Source organism: Mammaliicoccus sp. P-M58 (assembly GCF_022386165.1).
GTDB classification, from domain to species: domain Bacteria; phylum Bacillota; class Bacilli; order Staphylococcales; family Staphylococcaceae; genus Mammaliicoccus; species Mammaliicoccus sciuri.
The window spans coordinates 266,864-287,889 of the sequence record NZ_JAJNJI010000002.1; the positions used below are offsets into that span (position 1 = coordinate 266,864).

Sequence of the window (21,026 nt, forward strand, 5' to 3'; positions counted from 1 at the left end):
GGTGGATTTGGTATGGAAATTTTTATCATCACTGGATTTTTAGGGAGCGGGAAGACTTCTTTACTGAATCATTTAATTAAAGATGTCCATGAAGAAGGTAAACGTATCGCTGTCATTATGAATGAGTTTGGTAAGAGGACAGTTGATTCTGAGTTAATTCAGTCTGATGTAACAGTAAATGAAATTATTAATGGCTGTATATGTTGTGAAATGAAAGATGATGTTGCACATCAATTGCATATGTTATATATTGAACAACAACCAGAAATAGTTTTAATTGAATGTAGTGGTATTGCACACCCATTAGAAGTACTTGATGCATGTTTGACACCTGTGCTTTCGCCATTTATAACAATAAGAAGTATCATCGGCATCATAGATATACCGGAATATCAAAAAATAGCAACCTATTCAAAACAAACACAACAACTTATCGATGTTCAACTAAAGTATTGTCAGGATATTATAGTAAATAAGCTTGATTTAATCGATTCGTGTGAGGCAATCAATGTTATTAAATCTATACAAGAACAATATCCAAGAGCAGAAACATTTTCAACAACTTATGGAAAAGTAAGTTATCATCACTTATCTAAAAAAGTTAAAAACATCCCATTTAAGAATCAAAATCAAAATTTTCATAGTCATATTTACCATAAATACTACTCAATTGATAAGCCAGTTCAAATGGAAAAATTCAAATTATGGTTACAGAATTTACCCCAAAAGGTATATCGTGTAAAAGGGTTTATAACATTCGAGAATAGTCCTAATAAATATTTAGTTCAAATTTCTAATAGTAATGTGCTTATTGAAAAGTATGATATAGACATAGATGATTATCTAATTTTAATTGGAGAAAAGATAGATGAAGAAAATATCTTTTTTAGTTTATATTGAGGAAGAGAGTACTCACAAAAAAACACTTTTGTAGAAATTCACATTATGTGAATTTAACAAAAGTGTTTTTTATAAAATGTGCTTAGCTCACTTAGAAACTTCAAAGCAACAGCTGTTTTTTTTTTTTTTGAATAGTTTATTTGAAAGTGCACAATATCTCGCAGACTTCGTGCGCGGCCTTCAACTCACCGTGTTCACTCACCAAACTCTATCATCCTAAACATTCACTACTTCTGTATCTACAATTTTTGTAAATGTTGTTTGATTAATGAGTTCGGTGAGGATGTTATGTTGTGTTGGGTGTAGGTTGGGATGGTCGCGATCATCTATGATTGCCCATCCGCCTACTTCATACACTTCTAATGCATCGTCTATTATATTCTGTCGATTGCCTATAAATTTTACGTACTCGACTTCTTCTTTACTTGATATATCTTCAACTAAATCTCTAACAACATGACCTACAATTGTGATACCAGGTCCTGGTATATGTGAGAGTGACTGCACTTTTTCGACGATATTAGATACATTGCCTGATATGACCGTTTGTTCTGGTCGTGTGGCGCTAAAGATAACGGCTACTGGTATGTCGTCTGTGATTTCTGCTTTAATTTCTTTAACTAAAGTTGGTAATCTCTTAACACCCATATATATGGTGAGGGTGCCACCATGTTTGAGTGTTGTAATATCAATGGATTGTTCTTCATTATCTTTGAAGTGGCCAGTTGTAAATGTAATATTAGTTGAAACATTACGTTCTGTTAACCCACGATTAAGTTCACTCATGGCAGCTGAAGCGGCTGTTATACCAGGTACGACTTCGAATGTAATGTTGTGTGATTTTAATGCAGATATTTCTTCTGCAAGACGTCCAAATATTGCTGGATCGCCGCCTTTTAGACGGACGACCGTCTTGTTTATGCGTGATTTTTCAACAAGTAATTGGTTAATGTCTTCTTGTTTCATAGATTTATGATAAGGTCGTTTACCAACATGAATCCATTCCGTTTCTGGTGATGAAAATTGTAATATAAATGGATTCACTAGTTGATCGTATAAAATAACATCTGCCCGCTTAATACATCGCTCTGCTTTTTTAGATAGTAATAAAGGGTTTCCTGGACCTGCACCGACTAAGTAAACTTGAGGTTGTTCGATTATAGACATACGTAAATGTCTCCATCGACCACTTCTACAGGATAAGTTGCGACACATCCTTCATCTGGTTCTTGAACTTGACCAGTCGATAAGTCGATTTTTTGGTCATGAAGGGGACAGTATACATAATCTCCACTCACTGTACCTTCTGATAATGGACCTTGTTTATGAGGACAAACATTATTAATCGCACGAATGTTACCTTCTTCAGTTAAAAATAAACCAATTTGCGTATCTCCAACGATGACTTTCTTACCGATTAATGGTTCAAGGTCTGAAATATGCGCAACTCTTACTTTTTCATTTGTTAATGTCATAGTTACACCTTCTCTACTTCAAAAATGTGACGTTTTTCTTTATTGAGCACGACTTCATGCCATGGCTCTGTATCGTATGCACGTTTCGCATCCATTATGCGCGCGTAAAGTTCATCTTGTTTTTCAGGATCAAGTACAACTGATTTTACTTGGTCAAAGCCAAGTCTCTTGAGCCATGGTGCTGTACGTTCTGCATAAATGCCTGTTTCACGATAGTATTGCATGTATGCACCACATAGTTTGACAACTTCATCTTCAGTTTCAACAGTTGTCAGTAATTCACCTGCGACGACATCTGTACCACCATTACCACCAATGTAAATTTGGAAACCATTTTCTACACCAATGACACCGAAGTCTTTTACACCTGATTCTACACAGCTACGTGGACAACCTGAAACACCCATTTTGAATTTATGTGGTGTGTCGATATATTCAAAAGTTTTCTCTAAGCGAATACCTAATTTTGTTGTGAATTGTGTACCAAATCGACAGAATTCTTTACCGACACAACTTTTAACTGAACGTGTCTTCTTACCATAAGCAGATGCCGAACGCATATCTAAATCTTTCCAAATTTGCGGCAATTCTTCTTTTTTAACACCGTATAAACCGATACGTTGTGCACCCGTGATTTTGACTAATGGGATGTTGTATTTCTTCGCTACTTCACCAAGTCGAATAAGTTGATCGGCATCTGTTACACCGCCACGCATTTGTGGGATAACAGAGAATGTGCCGTCTTTTTGAATATTGGCATGGTAACGTTCGTTCGCAAAGCGTGAAGCTTTTTCGTCTTCGTGGTCATGAGGATATACCATGTTTAAATAGTAGTTAATCGCAGGGCGGCATTTTGGACATCCACCTTTATCTTTAAAGTCCAATACGTGTCGAACTTCTTTAGATGTTTTTAAACCTTTAGCTCGAATTTGAGTAACGATTTGGTCTCTTGTAAGACTTGTACATGCACAAATACCTGTTGGCGCTGCAGCAACAAAGTCATCACCAAGTGTATATTCTAAGAGCTCTGCAATTTGACCTTTACACTTACCACATGAGTTACCAGCTTTCGTCACACGTGTGACATCAGCTACGGAAGTTAAACCTTGGTCTTTAATCGCTTCTACAATGACACCTTTAGAAATACCGTTACATCCACAGATTGTTTCATCGTTATCCATTTCAGCAACGCTAATCGCATCAACTTCTCCTGCTTTATGAAGAATTGAAACGAGTGTATATTCATCAATTGTATCGCCTTTTTTCATCATATTATAAAAGCGATTGCCTTCTTCTATATCACCATAAAGTACTGCACCGACAATCGTCTTATCTTTGACAAAAATTTTCTTATAAATGTTATCGACACCGTTAAAAGTTTCAATACCACGGACACCTTCACTTTCAGTAATCCAACCTGCACTAAATAAATCGCAGCCTGATACTTTTAAAGAAGTGAAGGTCGTTGAACCTTTGTAACCTTCAGTTGGGATGCCCGTAATATGATCTGCCAGGACTTTACCTTGGTCATATAGTGGGGCAACAAGACCGTATACTTTTGAACGGTGTTCTGCACATTCTCCAACTGCATAAATTTCTGGGTCACTTGTACGCATAAAATCGTCTACTACGATACCGCGTCCAATTTCTAATCCAGCTGCACGTGCTTCTTTCGTCACTGGGCGAATACCTACTGCCATCACGACCATGTCTGTTGCGATAACACGTCCATCTGATAAACGAATACCTTTAACATGGTTTTCACCAATGATTTCTTGTGTATTAGCTTGTAATTCAAATTTAATACCTTGCTTTTCAAGGTCTGCTTTTAAAAGTTCTCCTGCTTTACGATCTAGTTGAACTTCCATCAGCCATTCTGCTAAATGTACAACTGTGACGTCCATACCTTGATCTACAAGACCACGTGCGCATTCTAGTCCTAGTAAACCGCCACCTATAACGATGGCACGTTTTTTAGTCTTAGCTGTTTCTAACATCTTTTCAGTGTCATCGATGGTTCTGAAACCGACAACACCTTCTAGACGAGAACCATCAATTGGTAGTATGAATGAATCAGAACCAGTCGCAATAATCATTTGGTCATATGATACTTTCACGCCATGTTCTGTTTCGACTTGTTTTAGTTCACGATCAATTTTTACAACTTTATCACCTGTTATTAATCGAATGTTATGTTCTTCATACCATTCATAAGGGTTCATAATCGTTTCTTCTTTTGTCATTTTATTTTGAAGAATGTTTGATAACATGATGCGGTTATAGTTTGGGTAAGGTTCTTTACCGATGATTGTTATTTCAAAGCGGTCTGGATCACGTTCTAGAATTTCTTCAATTGTACGGACACCAGCCATACCATTACCGATCATTAAAAGTTTTGTTTTACTCATGCATATCCTCCTTCGTTGAATCTAACCATGCTTTAATTTTCGCTGCATAGTGTTGTGTTCGTTGAATATCTTGGCCGTGTGAGCTAATACTAATTATTAGGCCATTATGTTCAATATCTAAGGTGTTATAAAAGTCGGATTGTTTGCGATCCCCGGTATGATTGACCCATTGAGAGGGTAGGGCGTCTTGAGCAACTCGGTCATTCGTTTCGGGCTGGTTAGTTGCGATAATAATTAAATCTGCATGGGCAATATGTTCTCGTTGATAGTCTGCTTGTATAAGACGAATATGTTTCGTTGGTTGAATCATATCAAAGTGCTCATGAAATTCGCGTGCGATAACATCAATTGAGCAAGGCTCTGATTTCAATTTAGAGAACTTTCTCCATGCAATTTTGCCACCACCAATGATTACGACATGTTTACCTTTAAGGTTAAGTTGTACTGGATACATCTGGTACCGCCTCACATTCAGCAATTCTTAAATGTACGATGTCTTTTAATAACGGATGAAAATTAATAGCCGTCGTATATGTGATAGGATTCGGTAAACCTAGAGACTCTATTTGACGTTTCGACTTGTTTACAAGGAAACCATCATAGAAGAAAAATGGAATAATTAATAATTTACGATGCTTTTTAGCGATTTTCGGTAACGTTTCTTTAAAGCGCAGTTCACCATAGACCATACTCGGGTAACATGGATTTTGATCCGTTGATAGTTCGTGACAAATGCGTGTAAGTGCAACATCCGGTTCATCAAAGCGTGCATTACCGTGAGCAAGTACGACAATTCCACTTTCATCATCAATGTCGTCTTTGTAAGCTTCAAGTTGTGAAGCAACCCAGTTTGTCATAATCGGGTGTGTGCCTAAAGGTTTACTTAATATAAACTGCACGTTCGGGTTATTTTCTTTAAATGATTCATATAACGCTTCGATATCTTCGTAATAATGAGAAGCGGTAAACAATAATAACGGCACAAGATGAATACGTGAATATCCAGCATCAACCGTTTGTTGAATCACTTCATCTAATAGGATCTCTTCACTTTCTAAAAAGGCCACCTCATAATCAATCTCATCACTATTAAAAGTTTGATGAATAAAATTTAATAACGTTTCATTTAACTTTCCCTTTCTCATACCATGAACAACTAAAATCGTCTTTCGCATGACAATCCCTCCTACATCTTTATTCTAAAACAATATAACGAAAGTTTGTGAATTTTTTCTCAAAAAGAAGAAAAATAGGGAATTCCCTATATAATAACGTGAATAAATAAATCGTGCATATGATTTTTTGTAATAACTGACAAAAATATTTTTTAAATTTTCTGATTTGTATAATTATAAATTTTTCTAAACGTGATAGCATGAAATTGTTTATCAAAATAAGCAAAGGGGTCGTGCACATTGGTAAAGGAAAATGATAAGGCAAAGAACGAAGATAGGTCTAACAAAAAGTTTAGTATGCCACATATATATGTGATTTTATTTGTTTTCGGTGTGATTGCAACTATTTCTACATATTTAATTCCATCAGGTGAGTTTGATAGGGTTAAAGGGCCTGAGGGTAGAGAAATGGTAGACGCAGATTCATTTCATTACATAGATTCAGCACCAGTTGGTTTGGTTGATTTTATTTCGATTATACCACGAGGTTTAATTGAAGCAGGAGAAATTGTCTTCTTTACACTTATCATCGGTGGGATGTTTATGGTGTTAAGACGTACAGGTATTATTGAAATTGGTGTGGATAAACTTGCACGCCAGTTTATAAATAAAAGTATTTTGATTATTCCAGTATTAACAACAGTATTTGCGATTATTGCAACATTAATCGGTACAGCAGAGTTGTCACTCGTTTATATTCCGGTTATTATTCCGCTTATTATTGCGTTAGGTTATGACTCTATAACCGCTACATCTATTGCATTGTGTGGTACTGTAGTCGGCTTCACGGTCGGTGTATTAAATCCAATCAATACAGGATTAGCACAAAAATTATCAGGTATTCCAACATTTTCAGGAATCGGATTACGTTTAGCTATTTTTGTGATTGTACTATTTGTAACGATATTATTTATTATGAAATACGCTAAAAAAATTAAAAAAGAACCTTCAATCAGTTTAGTTTATCATGATGATACTGAGAAGCGACATATGTACAAAGATATTACGAATCAAGAACCACTCGTTGCGACTAAACGACAAAAAATCGGTATTGCCGTAGTGCTCTTATTCTTTATCATTCTTGTATACGGCGTTATTACACAAGGCTGGTTTATGGTAGAAATGTCAGGTCTTTTCATAGTTATGGGTATTGTAGTAGGTTTAGTCACTGGATTGAATACGCGTGAAATTTGTGAGTCATTTAATGATGGTTTCAAAGATGTATTAATGGGTGCCATTATTGTAGGACTTGCACGTTCAATAGCCGTTGTACTTGAAGACGGTAAAATTATGGACAGTATCGTTCACGGATTAGGTTCTGTTATCGATGGTGCAACACCAACAGTAGCAGTAGTTGGTATGTATATCGTTCAAGTGCTGATTAATTTTATTATTTCTTCAGGAAGCGGACAAGCGTTAGTGACAATGCCAATTATGGCACCATTAGCAGATATGCTAGGTATTACAAGACAGACCGCAGTCTTAGCCTTCCAATTAGGAGACGGCTTTACACATGTCTTCTATCCAACTAGTGGGTACTTTATGGCAGCATTAGCAATCGGAGGCGTATCATATACAAAATGGATTCGATTCTTCTTCCCACTCTTTATCGTATGGGGTGTCATTTCAATCATTTCATTAATCTTTGCGCAGTTAATCGGTTGGTCGTAGGGAGCGAATTAATAAGTTGTAGTAGGAGATTCAAGTTTGAAAACTTGGGTCTCTTTTATTTATAGATTGATAATTATTATAACGGTGTGGCACAATGTATTTATTAATTAAAGGGGTGTCATATGAAGATAAATAGAGTCATCAATCATAATGTGATTAGTGTCACCCACAACAACCAGGAACGTGTTGTGATGGGGAAAGGGATAGGTTTTCAAAAGCAAGAAGGCGATATTGTGGAAGAATCAAAGATTGAAAAAATATTTGATTTAAGTAGCCAGGAAATTTCTGATCGCTTTAAAACGTTATTAATCGAAGTGCCGATTGAAGTGGTTCAAGCTGTTGAGAAAATAATCGAAGTATCGAAAGATAAATATCAAAAAGATCTCAGCGATACTATTTATGTTGCACTGACGGATCATATAAACTTTGCTATTGAGCGACAAAAAGAGGGAATGGCTATAAAGAATGGATTGCTATGGGAAACGAAACGTTTTTATCCAACTGAGTATGAAATTGGTGTGCAAGCATTAGATTGGATTACTGAAATTGTTGGTGTTCGTTTACCTGAAGATGAAGCGGGATTTATTGCAATTCATTTGTTAAATGCAGAACATAATAATTTAGCAGACTATAATCAAGTAACAGAAATGGTGCAAAATATTTTAAGCTTAGTGAAATACCATTTTAGATTAGATTTTGATGAAGAAAGTCTAACTTACTATAGATTTGTGACACATTTAAAATTTCTTGCACAACGTATTTTCTCAAGTAACCCACTTGATACAAATGAAATCGAACTTTACGAGATAGTAAAAGAGAAATATAAACATGCATTTAAATGTGTGAAGAAAATTGAAGTATTTTTATTGAAAAAGTACCAGTATGAAATGACGCATGATGAAGCGTTGTACTTAACGATTCATATACAGAGATTAATTTCTAGAAATGAAAGCGTTGACAATAAATAATTATATGATATATTGATGTTACGAAAACAAAATAAACAATTAATTTTTTAGGATTGTTACTGTTCGGCAGGCGAGACCTAAATCATTAATAGGTGAATTTATCTAGGGATAAGTCTATCTATTTATGATTTGGGTCTTTTTTTATTGTTCTAAACAAGACGGGAGAGATATAAAGATGACAAATGAACAAAGGATGGCTGATGAAATACTTAAACACATTGGCGGTAGTAACAATGTTAAAAACTTAACACATTGTATGACACGTTTAAGATTTGTGTTGAAAGATGACAGTAAGGCTGATGATGATGCCATAAAAAATATTGATGGCGTTATGGGGTTACGTAAGCAAGGTGGACAATATCAAGTTATTGTAGGAAACAATGTATCACACACTTATACAGCATTGATGAAAAGTGGTGTCAGTGGTGGCGCTAAAAGTAATGAACCAGTTGAAAAGAAAAAGTTAACATTTAAGCAGGTAGGTATCAATATTCTTGATGCGATTATTGGAACGATGTCACCATTAATTCCTGCTATTATTGGTGGTTCGATGATTAAATTATTGGCCATGTTATTAAGTATGACGGGCGTACTGTCAGAAAGCAGTTCAACGTATAATATTTTAAATACTATAGGAGATGCACCTTTCTTCTTCTTACCAATGCTTGTGGCAGTATCTGCAGCGAGGAAATTTAACAGTAACGTATTTTTAGCATTGGCAATTGCTGGTGTTATGGTACATCCAGTATTTATGGAAATTATGGAAAAAGCAGCAGAAGGTAAAGAAGCAACTTTCGCATTTATTCCAGTTATGTCAGTGAAATATACTTATACGATTATTCCAGCAATCGTCATGACTTGGTTACTGAAATATATTGAAGATTTTGCAGATCGTATTACACCAATTGTAATGAAAAACTTCTTGAAACCAATGTTAATCTTATTAATTGCTGCACCAATAGCGATTATTATCGTAGGTCCAACAGGCATTTTGATTGGTACAGGACTATCTCAGATTGTCTTCTTTGTACATGATAAATTAGGATTTTTAGCAGTAGCTATCGTAGGTGCTTTATGGCCATTATTAGTTATGACAGGTATGCACCGTGTATTCACACCAACGATTGTTCAAACAATTGCTGAAACAGGTAAGGAAGGTATGGTTATGCCATCTGAGATTGGCGCTAACTTATCATTAGGGGGCGTTTCATTAGCAGTAGCATTTAAAACGAAAAATAGAGAATTACGTCAAACGTCATTGGCAGCTGCATCATCAGCCATTATTGCAGGTATAACTGAGCCAGCACTATATGGGGTTGCTATTCGATTAAAACGCCCAATGATTGCATCTGTTATTACAGGATTTATTGCAGGTGCTGTAGCAGGGCTTGCAGGTTTAGCAAGTCATTCTATGGCAGCACCAGGTTTGTTTACGAGTGTACAATTTATTGAAAAAGGTAATCCAATGAGTATAGTGTGGATTATTGTTGTAATGGTTCTATCGGTTGTTCTTTCATTTATCTTAACGTTAGTGCTTGGATTTGAAGATATTCCAGAATCTGAAGATGAATTATTAGATTTAGGTACTCAAGATCATCTAACAGTTGCAGCACCTGTTGAAGGGCATATTAAACCAATTGAAAGTGTTGAAGATGACGTATTTAGTAGAGAAGTAATCGGAAAAAGTATGGCAATTGAACCAACAGGTAATAAAATTTATGCACCCGTAACAGGTACGGTAACTTCTGTATTTCCAACAAAACATGCTATCGGTATAACAGGAGATAATGGTGTTGAAGTATTAGTACATGTAGGCATTGACACGGTGAAATTAAATGGAGAACCATTTACATCAACAATTGAACAAGGTGATCATGTAACTGTTGGCGATATTCTTGGAACATTTGATTTAACACAAATTATTGAATCAGGATATGATCCTACAACGATTATTGTCATTACAAATACAGATGAATATGAATCTATAACATCCTTTGATCATACAGAGGTTAAAGCACAAACATCTATATTAGGAGTGGTTAAATCATGACAATAAAATATTTCCCGGAAAATTTTCTTTGGGGTGGCGCAATAGCAGCAAATCAAACAGAAGGTGCTTGGGATAAAGATGGTAGAGGAATCAGTAATATTGATTTAATTCCTCATGGTACAAAGAGACAAGATATAAAGTTAGGTTATAAAAAGGGCGAACTTGATCAGAATGAATATTATCCAAGTCATACTGGTATAGATTTTTATCATCATTATAAAGAGGATATTGGCTTACTTGCTGAAATGGGTTTGAAAGTATTTAGAACATCTATATCTTGGAGTAGAATTTATCCAAATGGTGATGAAGAAATACCCAATCAGGCAGGTATAAATTATTACAAAGATTTATTCAAGACATGTAAACAACATGGTATGGAATTACTCGTTACACTTGCGCATTTTGATATTCCAATGGGTATAGTTGAAAAATATAAAGGATGGAAAAATAGAGAAACAATAGATTTATATATTAAATTTGCAGAAACATGCTTTAATAATTTTGGAGAATACGTCAATTATTGGATTCCATTCAATGAAATTAATGTAGTGTTACACAGTCCATTTTCAGGTGGCGGATTGTACTTTGATAATAGTGAAAATAGGGAAGAAATATTATATCAAGCTGCACATTATATGTTAGTAGCAAGTGCGAAAGTTGTTCGGAGTTGTCATCGTATTACGCCACAAGCAAAAATTGGATGTATGATTGCCGGTGGTAGTTTCTATCCATACAGTTGTAATCCAGAAGATGTATGGCAGTCTATGAATGATGAAAGAACAAATACTTTCTTTGTAGATGTGCAAGCGAAAGGTAAATATCCATACTATATGGATTCATTTTTTAAGAATAAAGGGATTAACATTGAAATAGATGAGTCAGATAAAGAAATTCTGAAAGAAACGGTGGATTTTGTAGCATTTAGTTATTATGCGTCTCGAACATCTATTGCGGATATATCAAGAGTTGAAAAAAACGAAGGAAATGTAATTGTATCAGCCAAAAATCCTTATCTTAAAATGAGCGATTGGGGATGGGTTATCGATCCGCTTGGTTTAAGGATAACGATGAATCAAATATATGAAAGATTTGAAAAGCCACTATTTGTTGTTGAAAATGGATTAGGTGCCAAAGATGAGATAGAAGCAGATGGTACAATTCAAGATGATTATAGAATTGATTATATGAAACAGCATATAGAAGCTATGTACGATGGTATTCAAGATGGCGTTCCATTGTTGGGGTATATAAGTTGGGGTATTATCGATTTAGTATCTGCTTCAACAGGAGAAATGAGTAAACGATATGGCATGATTTATGTGGATAAAGACGATGCAGGAAGTGGGACACTCGAACGTCGAAAGAAAAAGTCATTTGATTGGTATAAGCAAGTCATACAACAGAATGGAATATAAATAGAAAACACTGGGACAAGAGAAATGTCCCAGCGTTTATCATATTGGAAAGAAGTATATAGAGGGTGAGTAGTTGTAGAGAGAGGGCGAATATTGCAAGTGGGGCGTGACAAGCAATGTTGAAGCCTTGAATGTTGCAAGTGAGGCGTGACAAGCAATGTTGGAGCCTTGAATGTTGCAAGAGTGGTCAAACAAGCAACATAGAGCCGCCGTATATTGCAAGACAGAGCAAACAAGCAACATAGAGTCGTTGTATGTTGCAAGACAGAGTAAACAAGCAACATAGAGCCCATCTATTTATCAATATTGACCAAACAAGATAAATAGGCGCCTCGTATTTATCAAGACTCATCAAACAAGATAAATAGGCGCCCTGTATTTATCAAGATTGACCAAACAAGATAAATAGGCGCCTCGTATTTATCAAGACTCATCAAACAAGATAAAAAGGCGCCCTGTATTTATCAAGACTCATCAAACAAGATAAAAAGGCGCCCTGTATTTATCAAGACTCACCAAACAAGATAAAAAGGCGCCCTGTATTTATCAAGACTCACCAAACAAGATAAAAAGGCGCCTCGTATTTATCAAGACTCATCAAACAAGATAAATACACCCATCTTTTTACCCCAGATGTTTTTTTAAGAATTGGTTTATTTTATCAAATGGTATGACATCTTCTTGGTCGTATAAGTCTGTATGCACTTTTCCAGGGATAAGATGGAGTTCTTTGTTATCTCCGGTTAACTGTTTATATGCATCTTTACTAAAGTATGTTGAATGCGCTTCTTCACCGTGAACTAATAACACTGCGCTATCGATTTCATCAATATATTGTAGTAATGGCATATTCATAAATGAAAGTGGATTAGTTATTGTCCAACCTCTGTTTGAATTTAATGATCTTGGATGATAGCCTCGATTTGTCTTGTAGTAATCATAATAATCTTTAACAAATTGTGGGGTATCATCTGGTAATGGATCAATAACACCGCCTGCTAGGACTGGGTCTTGTGAAGCGTAATCTTGTGTTCTCTGTGCATTTAACGCTTGTTTCTTCTTATATCTATCCACTTTACTATCTTCTTCATCAAAATAACCATTTGCATTGATTCTACTCATATCATACATAGTTGAAGTGACTGTTGCTTTAACACGAGTATCTATTGCTGCTGTGTTAAGTGCCATGCCACCCCAGCCACAAATGCCAATGATACCTATTTTCTCTTTATCAACGAGGTGATGATTACTTAAGAAATCTATTGCTGCTTGAAAATCTTCAGTATTAATATCTGGTGATGCAACGTAACGAGGAAATCCTGAACTTTCCCCTGTATAAGAAGGGTCAAATGCGATTGTAAGGTAACCTTGTTCAGCCATCTTCTGAGCATAGAGTCCAGAAGATTGTTCTTTCACAGCACCGAAAGGACCACTTACAGCTAAAGCTGGTAATTTTTCTTGTTTGAATTCTTTAGGTATATACAAGTCAGCAGCAAGTGTAAGACCATATCGATTGGTGAATGTTGTTTTTGTATGATTAACCTTTTCGCTTTGTGGAAAAACTTTATCCCATGTTTCTACTAAGTCTAATTGAGTTTGTTTCATTATATATTCCTCCGTTAATTTTCTTTTATATTTTTAACAATTTGAGCTGGGCTTCCAACTACAACTGTATTTGCTGGTACGTCTTTAGTAACTAATGAATTTGCGCCAACGATTGAATTTTCACCGATTGTTACGCCTGGTAAAATTGTAGCGGCTGCCCCAATCCAAGCGTTTTGTTTAATCGTAATAGGTTTAACAATTAATCCACGTCTCTCTTTGGGATTTGTTGGATGATTAACAGTGAGCAAGTTAACACGAGGACCAATCAACACATGGTCTTCTAATGTAATACCGCCCATGTCTGTGAACATCGTATTACTATTGATAAAGACCGATTTACCGATTGATAAATGTTTACCGAAATCTGTGTATAACGGCAAATTAATACTGACGCTTGAATCGATATGTTGGCCTGTAATTTTGGATAAAATGTCTAACGCTTCATCATTGGTATGGTATGAACTATTAAGTTTGTGGACGAGAGGTGCGTTCTTGTTGACGATATCATGTATTTCTTTAAAGACAGGTTCATCTTTTGCGACAGTTCGATTCCATATGCTTTGATTAAGTACATTTTTAAACAATTTATAACCTCCTTTGGAACAATAATGTGTATATGTATTATGTTATGGTATATTTATTATGATTACCAATACCTATAATAAATAGTTAAGTATGTGTTTTAGGCATAGGAGGATGGAGTTATGGAGAATAGAGTGTTAAGGTATTTTTTAGCAATCGTATCAGAAGGGAATTTAACCTCAGCAGCTAAATTATTGCATATTACGCAACCCACACTTTCAAGACAAATTAAAGAACTTGAAGAAGAACTTTCAGTGACGCTTTTTAATAGAAAAGGAAAATATATGGAGTTAACGAGAGAAGGTTACTATTTAGCAAATAAAGCACGAGATATTATAACTTTAGTCGATCAGACCACATCGAGCATCAAACATAAAGAAGTATATGGCGAAGTATCTATTGGAATGGCTGAGTCTAAGAGTATTAAACAAATTGCAAAAGCAATGAGAGCAGTAAGAGAAGAACAAGACCAAGTTTATTTCGATACTTTTAGTGGGAATGCTGAACAAATTTTAGAGAAAATTGATAATGGTGTGATAGATTTCGGTGTTATTGTAGAACCTATTAATAAAGTTAATTATGATTCCATATCATTGAATGAAGACGATACTTGGGGTGTCTTAACAACGAAGACTTCAGTACTTGGTCACCTCGAGCAAATAAGTGCGAAAGATTTAATTGCTAAGCCTCTTATCATTTCAAGACAACAAGGCGTACAGAGGATGATAGCTAATATGCTGGATTTGGATGACACAGATTTGAGTATCATTGGAAAATATAATTTGCTATATAATGCATCATTGATGGTCAAAGAAGGCGTTGGGCATGCAATATGTTTAGAAGGTATTATTAATACAAGTGAAACAAACTTGAAATTCATCCCATTCGAAGAACAAATCACATCAAGTTTAAGCTTAATATGGAAAAAAGAAAAATCACTATCAACACCAGCACAGTTGCTGCTGAATAAAGTAAAAGAAAACTTAAGATAATAAGAAACGCTGGGACAGAAGAAACGTCCTAGCGTTTATCTTATTTGAAAGAAGTATATAGAGAGTGGCTAGTTATAGAAATCGGCTGAATGTTGCAAGTGAGGTGCGACAAGCAATGTTGGGAGCTTGAATATTGCAAGTGGGGAGTGACAAGCAATGTTGGAGTCTCGAATGTTGCAAGTGAGGTGCGACAAGCAATGTTGAAGCCTCGAATGTTGCAAGACAGAGTAAACAAGCAACATAGAGCGGTCTGTATTTATCAAGACAGACCAAACAAGATAAATACAGCCTTTCTATTTATCAAGACTAGCCAAACAAGATAAATACAGCCTTTCTATTTATCAAGACAGACCAAACAAGATAAATAACCGCCCTCTATTTATCAAGACTAGCCAAACAAGATAAATACAGCCTTTCTATTTATCAAGACAGACCAAACAACATAAATAGCCGGCTTGTATTTATCAAGACAGACCAAACAAGATAAATACACCCGTATATTTTATTAACCCCATCCCTCAACAAACGACAAAAAGCAGTAGTGGTAACGGCCACTACTGCTTTTTCATTAATCAAATGTAATCATTTCTGACACGTATAATGCGATGCGTATGTTTAATGATTGTGATGGGTCTTCGATATTTGTACCGATGAGATTACTACATTTGTTTATACGATATTTAACGGTATTTCGATGGATATATATTTTCTCTGCAGTCTTGGTAATATCGCATTGGTTATCCATATAGACTTTTAATGTTTGTTTTAATTCTAAGTCTTTTTTAGTCTTTGGATAGCTAAGTGGACCGAGTGTATGTTTCACAAATGGTAAAAGTTTCTCTTGTGGTATGAGTTGCAATAATTCTTGTATGTCTTTCGAATGGTACTGAGAAATGAATGCTTTCTCATTATTGAATAAGCCGTTCTCGAATGCTTCGTTTGCTTCGAAAAATGATGAAGGTAATTGTGCGAATTCAGTTACTTCATTGCCGACACCGAAAGAAATTTGGTCTTCGAAATAATCATTGTAGCTGATTTGTAATTGTTTAATCATTTCAAGATGATTGTCTTGTTTGTTCTGTATTAAAATGGCGAATCGATCATTACTCGGTAATCGATAAACACTGATGTATGAGTCGATTTCGGATAATTTGTCTGTTAACCATTGAAAAGTTAATTGGTGCAATTCGTTTAAATAATAACTATTTTCTAAGTTAGTCTTAGCATCTATGCCACAAATGATAGTTTGGTAGTAGTCTGATGGATAGATGTAATATTGTCTTAATAAATCTGCATGTTTTTTGATAGATAATGCTTGTTCACTTTTGTTGTAGACGAGTGATTCAAAGAAGCGGTTAATGTCGTTTTTCTCTACTTCTTGAATTTTAGTATTTTTATACAAGGCGAAGCTAAGCACACTCACAACTTGTTCGATTGTTAAAAGACTAAATGGATAAGAAAGTTTATTCACTTGAGATACCATTATGTAGTAAGGAAAATATGTGTAACCCAATACTTTAAAGATTACATGGTCTTTATTTTCGAAGACTAAGTTATTCTTATCTTGCGAGACCTCCTCTTGTTGATGTGCATTGAAATAAGCGACGTGCTCAGATAATAATGACTGACTTTGTCTATAATGATGGCTGATCGCTTCAGGTTTCTTAAACGGATTAAATAATATGATAGGTACACCAAGTAATTTACTCATACGTTCGATCATATTATCAATACTGAACCCTTTAATAAGCAGTTGGTTAAGTTCTTGTTGAACTTGCAATGCATAATTTAATTTGCCCGTTTCAGAGTCGGATATAAAGGATGAAATTTCATGCGTAATCTCACCTAAGTTCCAACTTTCAGGAATTTCTATTAACGGAAATTGCAATTCGTCTGCAAAATCTATCACATCTTGGTCAATTTTATGTAAAAACCTTGAGACTTTAATACCAAGACCAGCTGTTTGAATGTCACTTAAGTCTTTAATTAATTTCTTTAAATTCTCCTGATTATCTTGGAAAAGTACGCCCGTTGTTAAGATGAAGGCATTGCTAGATGTGAAATGTTTAATGTCATTGTTTTCAGTAATGTCTAGACTCGTTACTTCAGAAGATAAATCCCCTTTTCTATTAATAAGCTCTAAACCTTTAAATTGAGGTATAGATAGTATTTCGTTTAGAGTTGTCATCATAAGGCCTCCCGTTTTTGTTTATCTTTCAATGAAGATTATATAAAAGTGAAAACGATTTTTTATAAATGAAACCGTTATTTTTTGTCAAAATGTTATGTGTTTTGTTCAAAATGACCAATAATTTTTATTTCTAAAATTTATTATACACAAATTTTGTACGAAACCTATAATTTTAAATTCTATATATGTTAAGAACTACAAAGAAAAACGCTTACATAAGTCTTACACTTGTATATGAAGAGTTCATAGCTAGTTATTAGCTGATTAAGTCAAAGGAGACATATAGAATGGCAAGAGAAGCAAACGACGTGGCATTAACTCCAGCCGAATTTGAAAAACGTGGCTATAACAAAGATATAATGCCCAAAACGTCAGCACAAAGAAACAATTCGGCATTTAACTTTTTTACATTATGGATGGGTGCCGTTCATAATATACCGAACTATACTGCAGTAGGTGGATTCTTATTAATCGGACTATCACCTTTACAGGTAATATTCGCATTAATATTAAGTTCATTTATTATTGCATTATTATTAGTAGCAAATGGTTATGCTGGTTCTAAATACGGTATACCTTTTGCGATGCAATTGCGTCATACATACGGAGATGTAGGTGCAAAGTTACCAGGTATACTACGTGGTGTTGTAGCTGGTATTGCTTGGTTTGGACTTCAAACCTTTGCTGGTTCACAAGCACTATTAATCTTATTGAATAAGATTTTCCCTGGATTCGCTGATATCGGAAGCGGTGTGACGATTCTAGGTATTTCAATTCCTGGTTTAATCGCATTCTTAATATTCTGGGCAATCAGTTTCGCAATTGGATTTGGTGGTGGAGAAATACTTAATAAATTCACTGCCGTATTAAACCCACTGATTTACATTGTATTTGGTGGTATGGCAATCTGGGGCGTCATGGCTGCAGGAGGCGTTGGCAACATTTTAGATTATGAAATTTCCACGAAGTCTAGTGGTATTATTTACCCAGCAATTTTATCATTTATTTTAATCTTTAATTCATTATTAGGTGTATGGGCAGGACCAGGTGCAAGTGTATCTGACTTTACTCAAAATGCGAAATCAACGAAGACGCAAATTGTCGGTCAAATTTCAGGTATCGTTGTTGCACATATCTTATTCGCGATTGCGAGTGTATTCATTATTATTGGTGGTTCTATTTATTTAGGTCACCAAGAGTGGAACATCTTAACAATCATTAATGAATGGGATAGTTTCTGGGCAATTCTCATATCAACTGGTGTATTATTAATGACAACGATTTCTACAAATGCGACAAGTAATATTATTCCAGCAGCGTATCAATTAAGTGCGCTATTACCGAAATGGATTAATTATCGCCGTGGTGTAGTCATTGCCTCAGTATTGAGTGTTGTGATTATGCCATGGAAAATGATGGAGAACGAGGATAGTATCTTCGTATTCTTAAATGCTATTGGGGCAATACTTGGACCTGTAGCCGGTGTCATGATTGTACATTTCTATATTGTGTCTAGACGTCACATTGATATAGATAAATTGTATTTTGATTTACGTGTAAAAGATCAAAAAATACCACGCATTAATATTTCAGCATATATCGGAACAATTGCTGGTGTTGTGATTTCATTACTTGGATTCTTACCAGGATTCACAGTAATTTCAGACTTTTCATGGTTTATCGGATTTATTGTAGCCGGTGGTGTTTATATCATTTTACATTATGTATTTCATGCAGATAAAAGTAAAAAAGAAGGAGTGGCATATAATGAAGTATGATTTAATTATCAAAAATGGTTTAGTTATTTTAGAAGATGGCGCGCAAAAAGTTGAAGTTGGTGTCAAAGACGGGAAAATTGCTGCGATCGGACAAGAATTAGGAGAAGCTGAACAAATTGTTGATGCAAAAAATCAAATCGTTTCACCAGGTATGGTAGATGCTCACGTGCATATTACAGAACCAGGTGGCGGATACCGTGACGGATGGGAAGGTTACGTAACAGGTACAAATGCAGCTGCTAAAGGTGGCGTAACATCATTTGTTGAAATGCCATTAAACCAAGTACCAGCTACTACAGATAAAGCTTCTATCCAAGCTAAATTTGATGCAGGTAAAGATGAGTTAGCTGTAGATGTTGCAAGTTATGGAGGATTAGTACCTTATAACTTAAACGGTGGTATTCAAGAATTAGATGAAGCGGGCGTTGTTGCTTATAAAGCATTCTTAGCAACTTGTGGTGACCGTACAATCGAAGGCGATTTTGAAAATGTTGATGACTATTCATTATATGAAGGTATGAAACAAATTGCTAAAACGGGAAAAATCTTATCTATCCATTCAGAAAATGCTACAATTACAGATCGTTTAGGTGAAATCGCTAAAGAAAATGGCGAAACAACATTAAGTGCATATGTGGATTCTAGACCAGTATTTACTGAAGTTGAACCAATCCGCAAAATCGTATTATTCGCTAAAGAAACAGGTTGTCGCGTACATATCGTACACGTTGCTTGTGAAGAAGGCGTTGAAGAAGTGATCAAAGCTCAACAAGAAGGTGTAGATATTACATGTGAAACATGTACTCACTACTTATACTTCTACAAAGAAGAGTTAGATTCAATCGGACCAGTTGTTAAATGTTCACCACCAATTCGTGAACAATCTCGATTAGAAGGTATGTGGGATCGCGTATTAAACGGAGATATTAACTTCGTAACATCTGACCATTCACCATGTACGCCAGATTTAAAAGATACTGACAATGCATTCGAAGCATGGGGCGGTATTGCAGGATTACAAAATAACGTAGACGTACTATTTGACGAAGGCGTTCAAAAACGTAACATGTCATTACAAAAATTTGCTGATATTATTGCGACAGCACCAGCAAAACGCTTTGGACTAGATACAAAAGGAAGCATCGCACTAGGAAAAGATGCAGACTTAGTATTTATCAAACCAGAAGCACCATATACATTACAAGCAGAAGACTTAGCATATAGAAATAAAATGAGTCCATATATTGGTCGAGAAATCGGCGCGCAAGTTACAAAAACAATATTAAGAGGACAAGAAATTTATGATCAAGAAACAGGCGTAACAGAAGCACGCTTAGGACGCTTTATCTAAGAATTATATATAAGGAAAGGCAGGGACCATCGTGGTGTCCCTGCCTTTTTTCGTCTTGGAGGGGTGAGCTAGTTTTTTCTAGGAGGAAGGGGTGGAATCTATTGGCTTAAGTATTGAATAAAGCCAATAGATGGCTGAAGTCATGGCTTAAGTGAAGAGTAAACCCACGAGATTGAGAAACATGTGAGTTAAAGAGGCAGTAAACCCACAAGATAGCCAAAGATGTGAGTTAAAGAAGTATTAAACTCACGAGATCGTAAAACATGTGAGTTAAAGGAAGAGTAAACTCACGAGATAGCCAAGGATGTGAGTTAAAGGAGAAATAAACTCACAAGATAGCCAAAGATGTGAGTTAAAGAGGCAGTAAACCCACAAGATAGCCAAAGATGTGAGTTAAAGAAGTATTAAACTCACGAGATCGTAAAACATGTGAGTTAAAGGAAGAGTAAACTCACGAGATAGCCA

16 protein-coding genes are annotated in these 21,026 nt (G+C 35.4%); 8 read left to right on the forward strand and 8 right to left on the reverse strand.

Annotated features, from left to right (window positions below; translation table 11 throughout):
• The first annotated feature begins 12 nt into the window (after positions 1-12).
• Entirely contained in the window at positions 13-900 is an 888-nt protein-coding gene (locus tag LQ694_RS03625; protein ID WP_058611830.1) for a CobW family GTP-binding protein, read from the forward strand.
• A 216-nt stretch (positions 901-1,116) separates the two neighbouring features.
• On the opposite strand, the gene cobA is transcribed toward LQ694_RS03625, so the two are convergent.
• Genes cobA through LQ694_RS03650 form a run of 5 tightly spaced genes read right to left on the reverse strand, consistent with a single transcriptional unit; the run spans position 1,117 to position 5,958 of the window.
• A complete protein-coding gene (gene cobA, locus LQ694_RS03630; RefSeq protein WP_096791555.1) occupies positions 1,117-2,067 on the reverse strand; it encodes a uroporphyrinogen-III C-methyltransferase in 951 nt (316 codons plus the stop codon).
• Positions 2,058-2,375, reverse strand: coding sequence for a nitrite reductase small subunit NirD (nirD, locus tag LQ694_RS03635; protein ID WP_037590293.1), 318 nt, complete (start codon positions 2,373-2,375; stop codon positions 2,058-2,060). The genes cobA and nirD overlap by 10 nt, the downstream gene beginning before the upstream one ends.
• Positions 2,376-2,377: 2 nt before the next feature.
• Positions 2,378-4,783, reverse strand: coding sequence for a nitrite reductase large subunit NirB (gene nirB / locus LQ694_RS03640; protein ID WP_218697049.1), 2,406 nt, complete (start codon positions 4,781-4,783; stop codon positions 2,378-2,380).
• Positions 4,776-5,237: a precorrin-2 dehydrogenase/sirohydrochlorin ferrochelatase family protein gene (locus LQ694_RS03645; protein WP_096791557.1), complete on the reverse strand. Its 462-nt coding sequence runs from the start codon at positions 5,235-5,237 to the stop codon at positions 4,776-4,778. Before LQ694_RS03645 ends, nirB begins: the two co-directional genes overlap by 8 nt.
• Positions 5,218-5,958 carry a sirohydrochlorin chelatase gene (locus tag LQ694_RS03650; RefSeq protein ID WP_196968699.1) on the reverse strand — a complete coding sequence of 247 codons (741 nt, stop codon included), beginning with the start codon at positions 5,956-5,958 and terminating at the stop codon, positions 5,218-5,220. The genes LQ694_RS03645 and LQ694_RS03650 overlap by 20 nt, the downstream gene beginning before the upstream one ends.
• Before the next feature lie 297 nt (positions 5,959-6,255).
• On the opposite strand from LQ694_RS03650, the gene LQ694_RS03655 reads away from it, so the two are divergent.
• The 4 genes from LQ694_RS03655 (at position 6,256) to ascB (ending at position 12,062) form a co-directional block, all read left to right on the forward strand.
• On the forward strand, positions 6,256-7,629 hold the full coding sequence (locus LQ694_RS03655; RefSeq protein ID WP_159316461.1) for a YfcC family protein: 1,374 nt from the start codon (positions 6,256-6,258) through the stop codon (positions 7,627-7,629).
• Between the two features lie 122 nt (positions 7,630-7,751).
• The gene (gene licT / locus LQ694_RS03660; protein WP_049320196.1) at positions 7,752-8,597 is read left to right on the forward strand and encodes a BglG family transcription antiterminator LicT; all 846 of its coding nucleotides are present in this window, start codon (positions 7,752-7,754) and stop codon (positions 8,595-8,597) included.
• A 175-nt stretch (positions 8,598-8,772) separates the two neighbouring features.
• Complete coding sequence (gene ascF / locus LQ694_RS03665; RefSeq protein ID WP_218697051.1) at positions 8,773-10,647, forward strand: PTS cellobiose/arbutin/salicin transporter subunit IIBC; 1,875 nt, start codon at positions 8,773-8,775, stop codon at positions 10,645-10,647.
• A complete protein-coding gene (gene ascB / locus LQ694_RS03670; protein ID WP_233710384.1) occupies positions 10,644-12,062 on the forward strand; it encodes a 6-phospho-beta-glucosidase in 1,419 nt (472 codons plus the stop codon). The genes ascF and ascB overlap by 4 nt, the downstream gene beginning before the upstream one ends.
• Positions 12,063-12,686: 624 nt before the next feature.
• On the opposite strand, the gene LQ694_RS03675 is transcribed toward ascB, so the two are convergent.
• Together LQ694_RS03675 and LQ694_RS03680 are read right to left on the reverse strand one after the other, a co-directional pair.
• Positions 12,687-13,667, reverse strand: coding sequence for an alpha/beta hydrolase (locus LQ694_RS03675; protein WP_218697052.1), 981 nt, complete (start codon positions 13,665-13,667; stop codon positions 12,687-12,689).
• A gap of 14 nt (positions 13,668-13,681) precedes the next feature.
• Entirely contained in the window at positions 13,682-14,251 is a 570-nt protein-coding gene (locus LQ694_RS03680; protein ID WP_218697053.1) for a sugar O-acetyltransferase, read from the reverse strand.
• A gap of 120 nt (positions 14,252-14,371) precedes the next feature.
• Between LQ694_RS03680 and LQ694_RS03685 the strand changes: the two genes are divergently transcribed.
• Positions 14,372-15,241 (forward strand): LysR family transcriptional regulator, encoded by an 870-nt coding sequence (locus LQ694_RS03685; protein WP_218697054.1) that lies wholly within the window; start codon positions 14,372-14,374, stop codon positions 15,239-15,241.
• A 568-nt stretch (positions 15,242-15,809) separates the two neighbouring features.
• On the opposite strand, the gene LQ694_RS03690 is transcribed toward LQ694_RS03685, so the two are convergent.
• Complete coding sequence (locus LQ694_RS03690) at positions 15,810-17,429, reverse strand: PucR family transcriptional regulator (RefSeq protein WP_058611802.1); 1,620 nt, start codon at positions 17,427-17,429, stop codon at positions 15,810-15,812.
• A 290-nt stretch (positions 17,430-17,719) separates the two neighbouring features.
• Between LQ694_RS03690 and allW the strand changes: the two genes are divergently transcribed.
• Positions 17,720-19,210, forward strand: a complete 1,491-nt coding sequence (gene allW / locus LQ694_RS03695) for an allantoin permease (RefSeq protein ID WP_037590284.1) — start codon at positions 17,720-17,722, stop codon at positions 19,208-19,210.
• Entirely contained in the window at positions 19,200-20,561 is a 1,362-nt protein-coding gene (gene allB / locus LQ694_RS03700; protein WP_159316443.1) for an allantoinase AllB, read from the forward strand. The genes allW and allB overlap by 11 nt, the downstream gene beginning before the upstream one ends.
• Positions 20,562-21,026 lie beyond the last annotated feature (465 nt).

Coding starts and splice junctions, on each gene's coding strand:
- LQ694_RS03625 (WP_058611830.1), top strand. CDS start 13: ATGGAAATTTTTATCATCACTGGATTTTTAGGGAGCGGGAAGACTTCT.
- cobA (WP_096791555.1), bottom strand. CDS start 2,067: ATGTCTATAATCGAACAACCTCAAGTTTACTTAGTCGGTGCAGGTCCA.
- nirD (WP_037590293.1), bottom strand. CDS start 2,375: ATGACATTAACAAATGAAAAAGTAAGAGTTGCGCATATTTCAGACCTT.
- nirB (WP_218697049.1), bottom strand. CDS start 4,783: ATGAGTAAAACAAAACTTTTAATGATCGGTAATGGTATGGCTGGTGTC.
- LQ694_RS03645 (WP_096791557.1), bottom strand. CDS start 5,237: ATGTATCCAGTACAACTTAACCTTAAAGGTAAACATGTCGTAATCATT.
- LQ694_RS03650 (WP_196968699.1), bottom strand. CDS start 5,958: ATGCGAAAGACGATTTTAGTTGTTCATGGTATGAGAAAGGGAAAGTTA.
- LQ694_RS03655 (WP_159316461.1), top strand. CDS start 6,256: ATGCCACATATATATGTGATTTTATTTGTTTTCGGTGTGATTGCAACT.
- licT (WP_049320196.1), top strand. CDS start 7,752: ATGAAGATAAATAGAGTCATCAATCATAATGTGATTAGTGTCACCCAC.
- ascF (WP_218697051.1), top strand. CDS start 8,773: ATGACAAATGAACAAAGGATGGCTGATGAAATACTTAAACACATTGGC.
- ascB (WP_233710384.1), top strand. CDS start 10,644: ATGACAATAAAATATTTCCCGGAAAATTTTCTTTGGGGTGGCGCAATA.
- LQ694_RS03675 (WP_218697052.1), bottom strand. CDS start 13,667: ATGAAACAAACTCAATTAGACTTAGTAGAAACATGGGATAAAGTTTTT.
- LQ694_RS03685 (WP_218697054.1), top strand. CDS start 14,372: ATGGAGAATAGAGTGTTAAGGTATTTTTTAGCAATCGTATCAGAAGGG.
- LQ694_RS03690 (WP_058611802.1), bottom strand. CDS start 17,429: ATGACAACTCTAAACGAAATACTATCTATACCTCAATTTAAAGGTTTA.
- allW (WP_037590284.1), top strand. CDS start 17,720: ATGGCAAGAGAAGCAAACGACGTGGCATTAACTCCAGCCGAATTTGAA.
- allB (WP_159316443.1), top strand. CDS start 19,200: ATGAAGTATGATTTAATTATCAAAAATGGTTTAGTTATTTTAGAAGAT.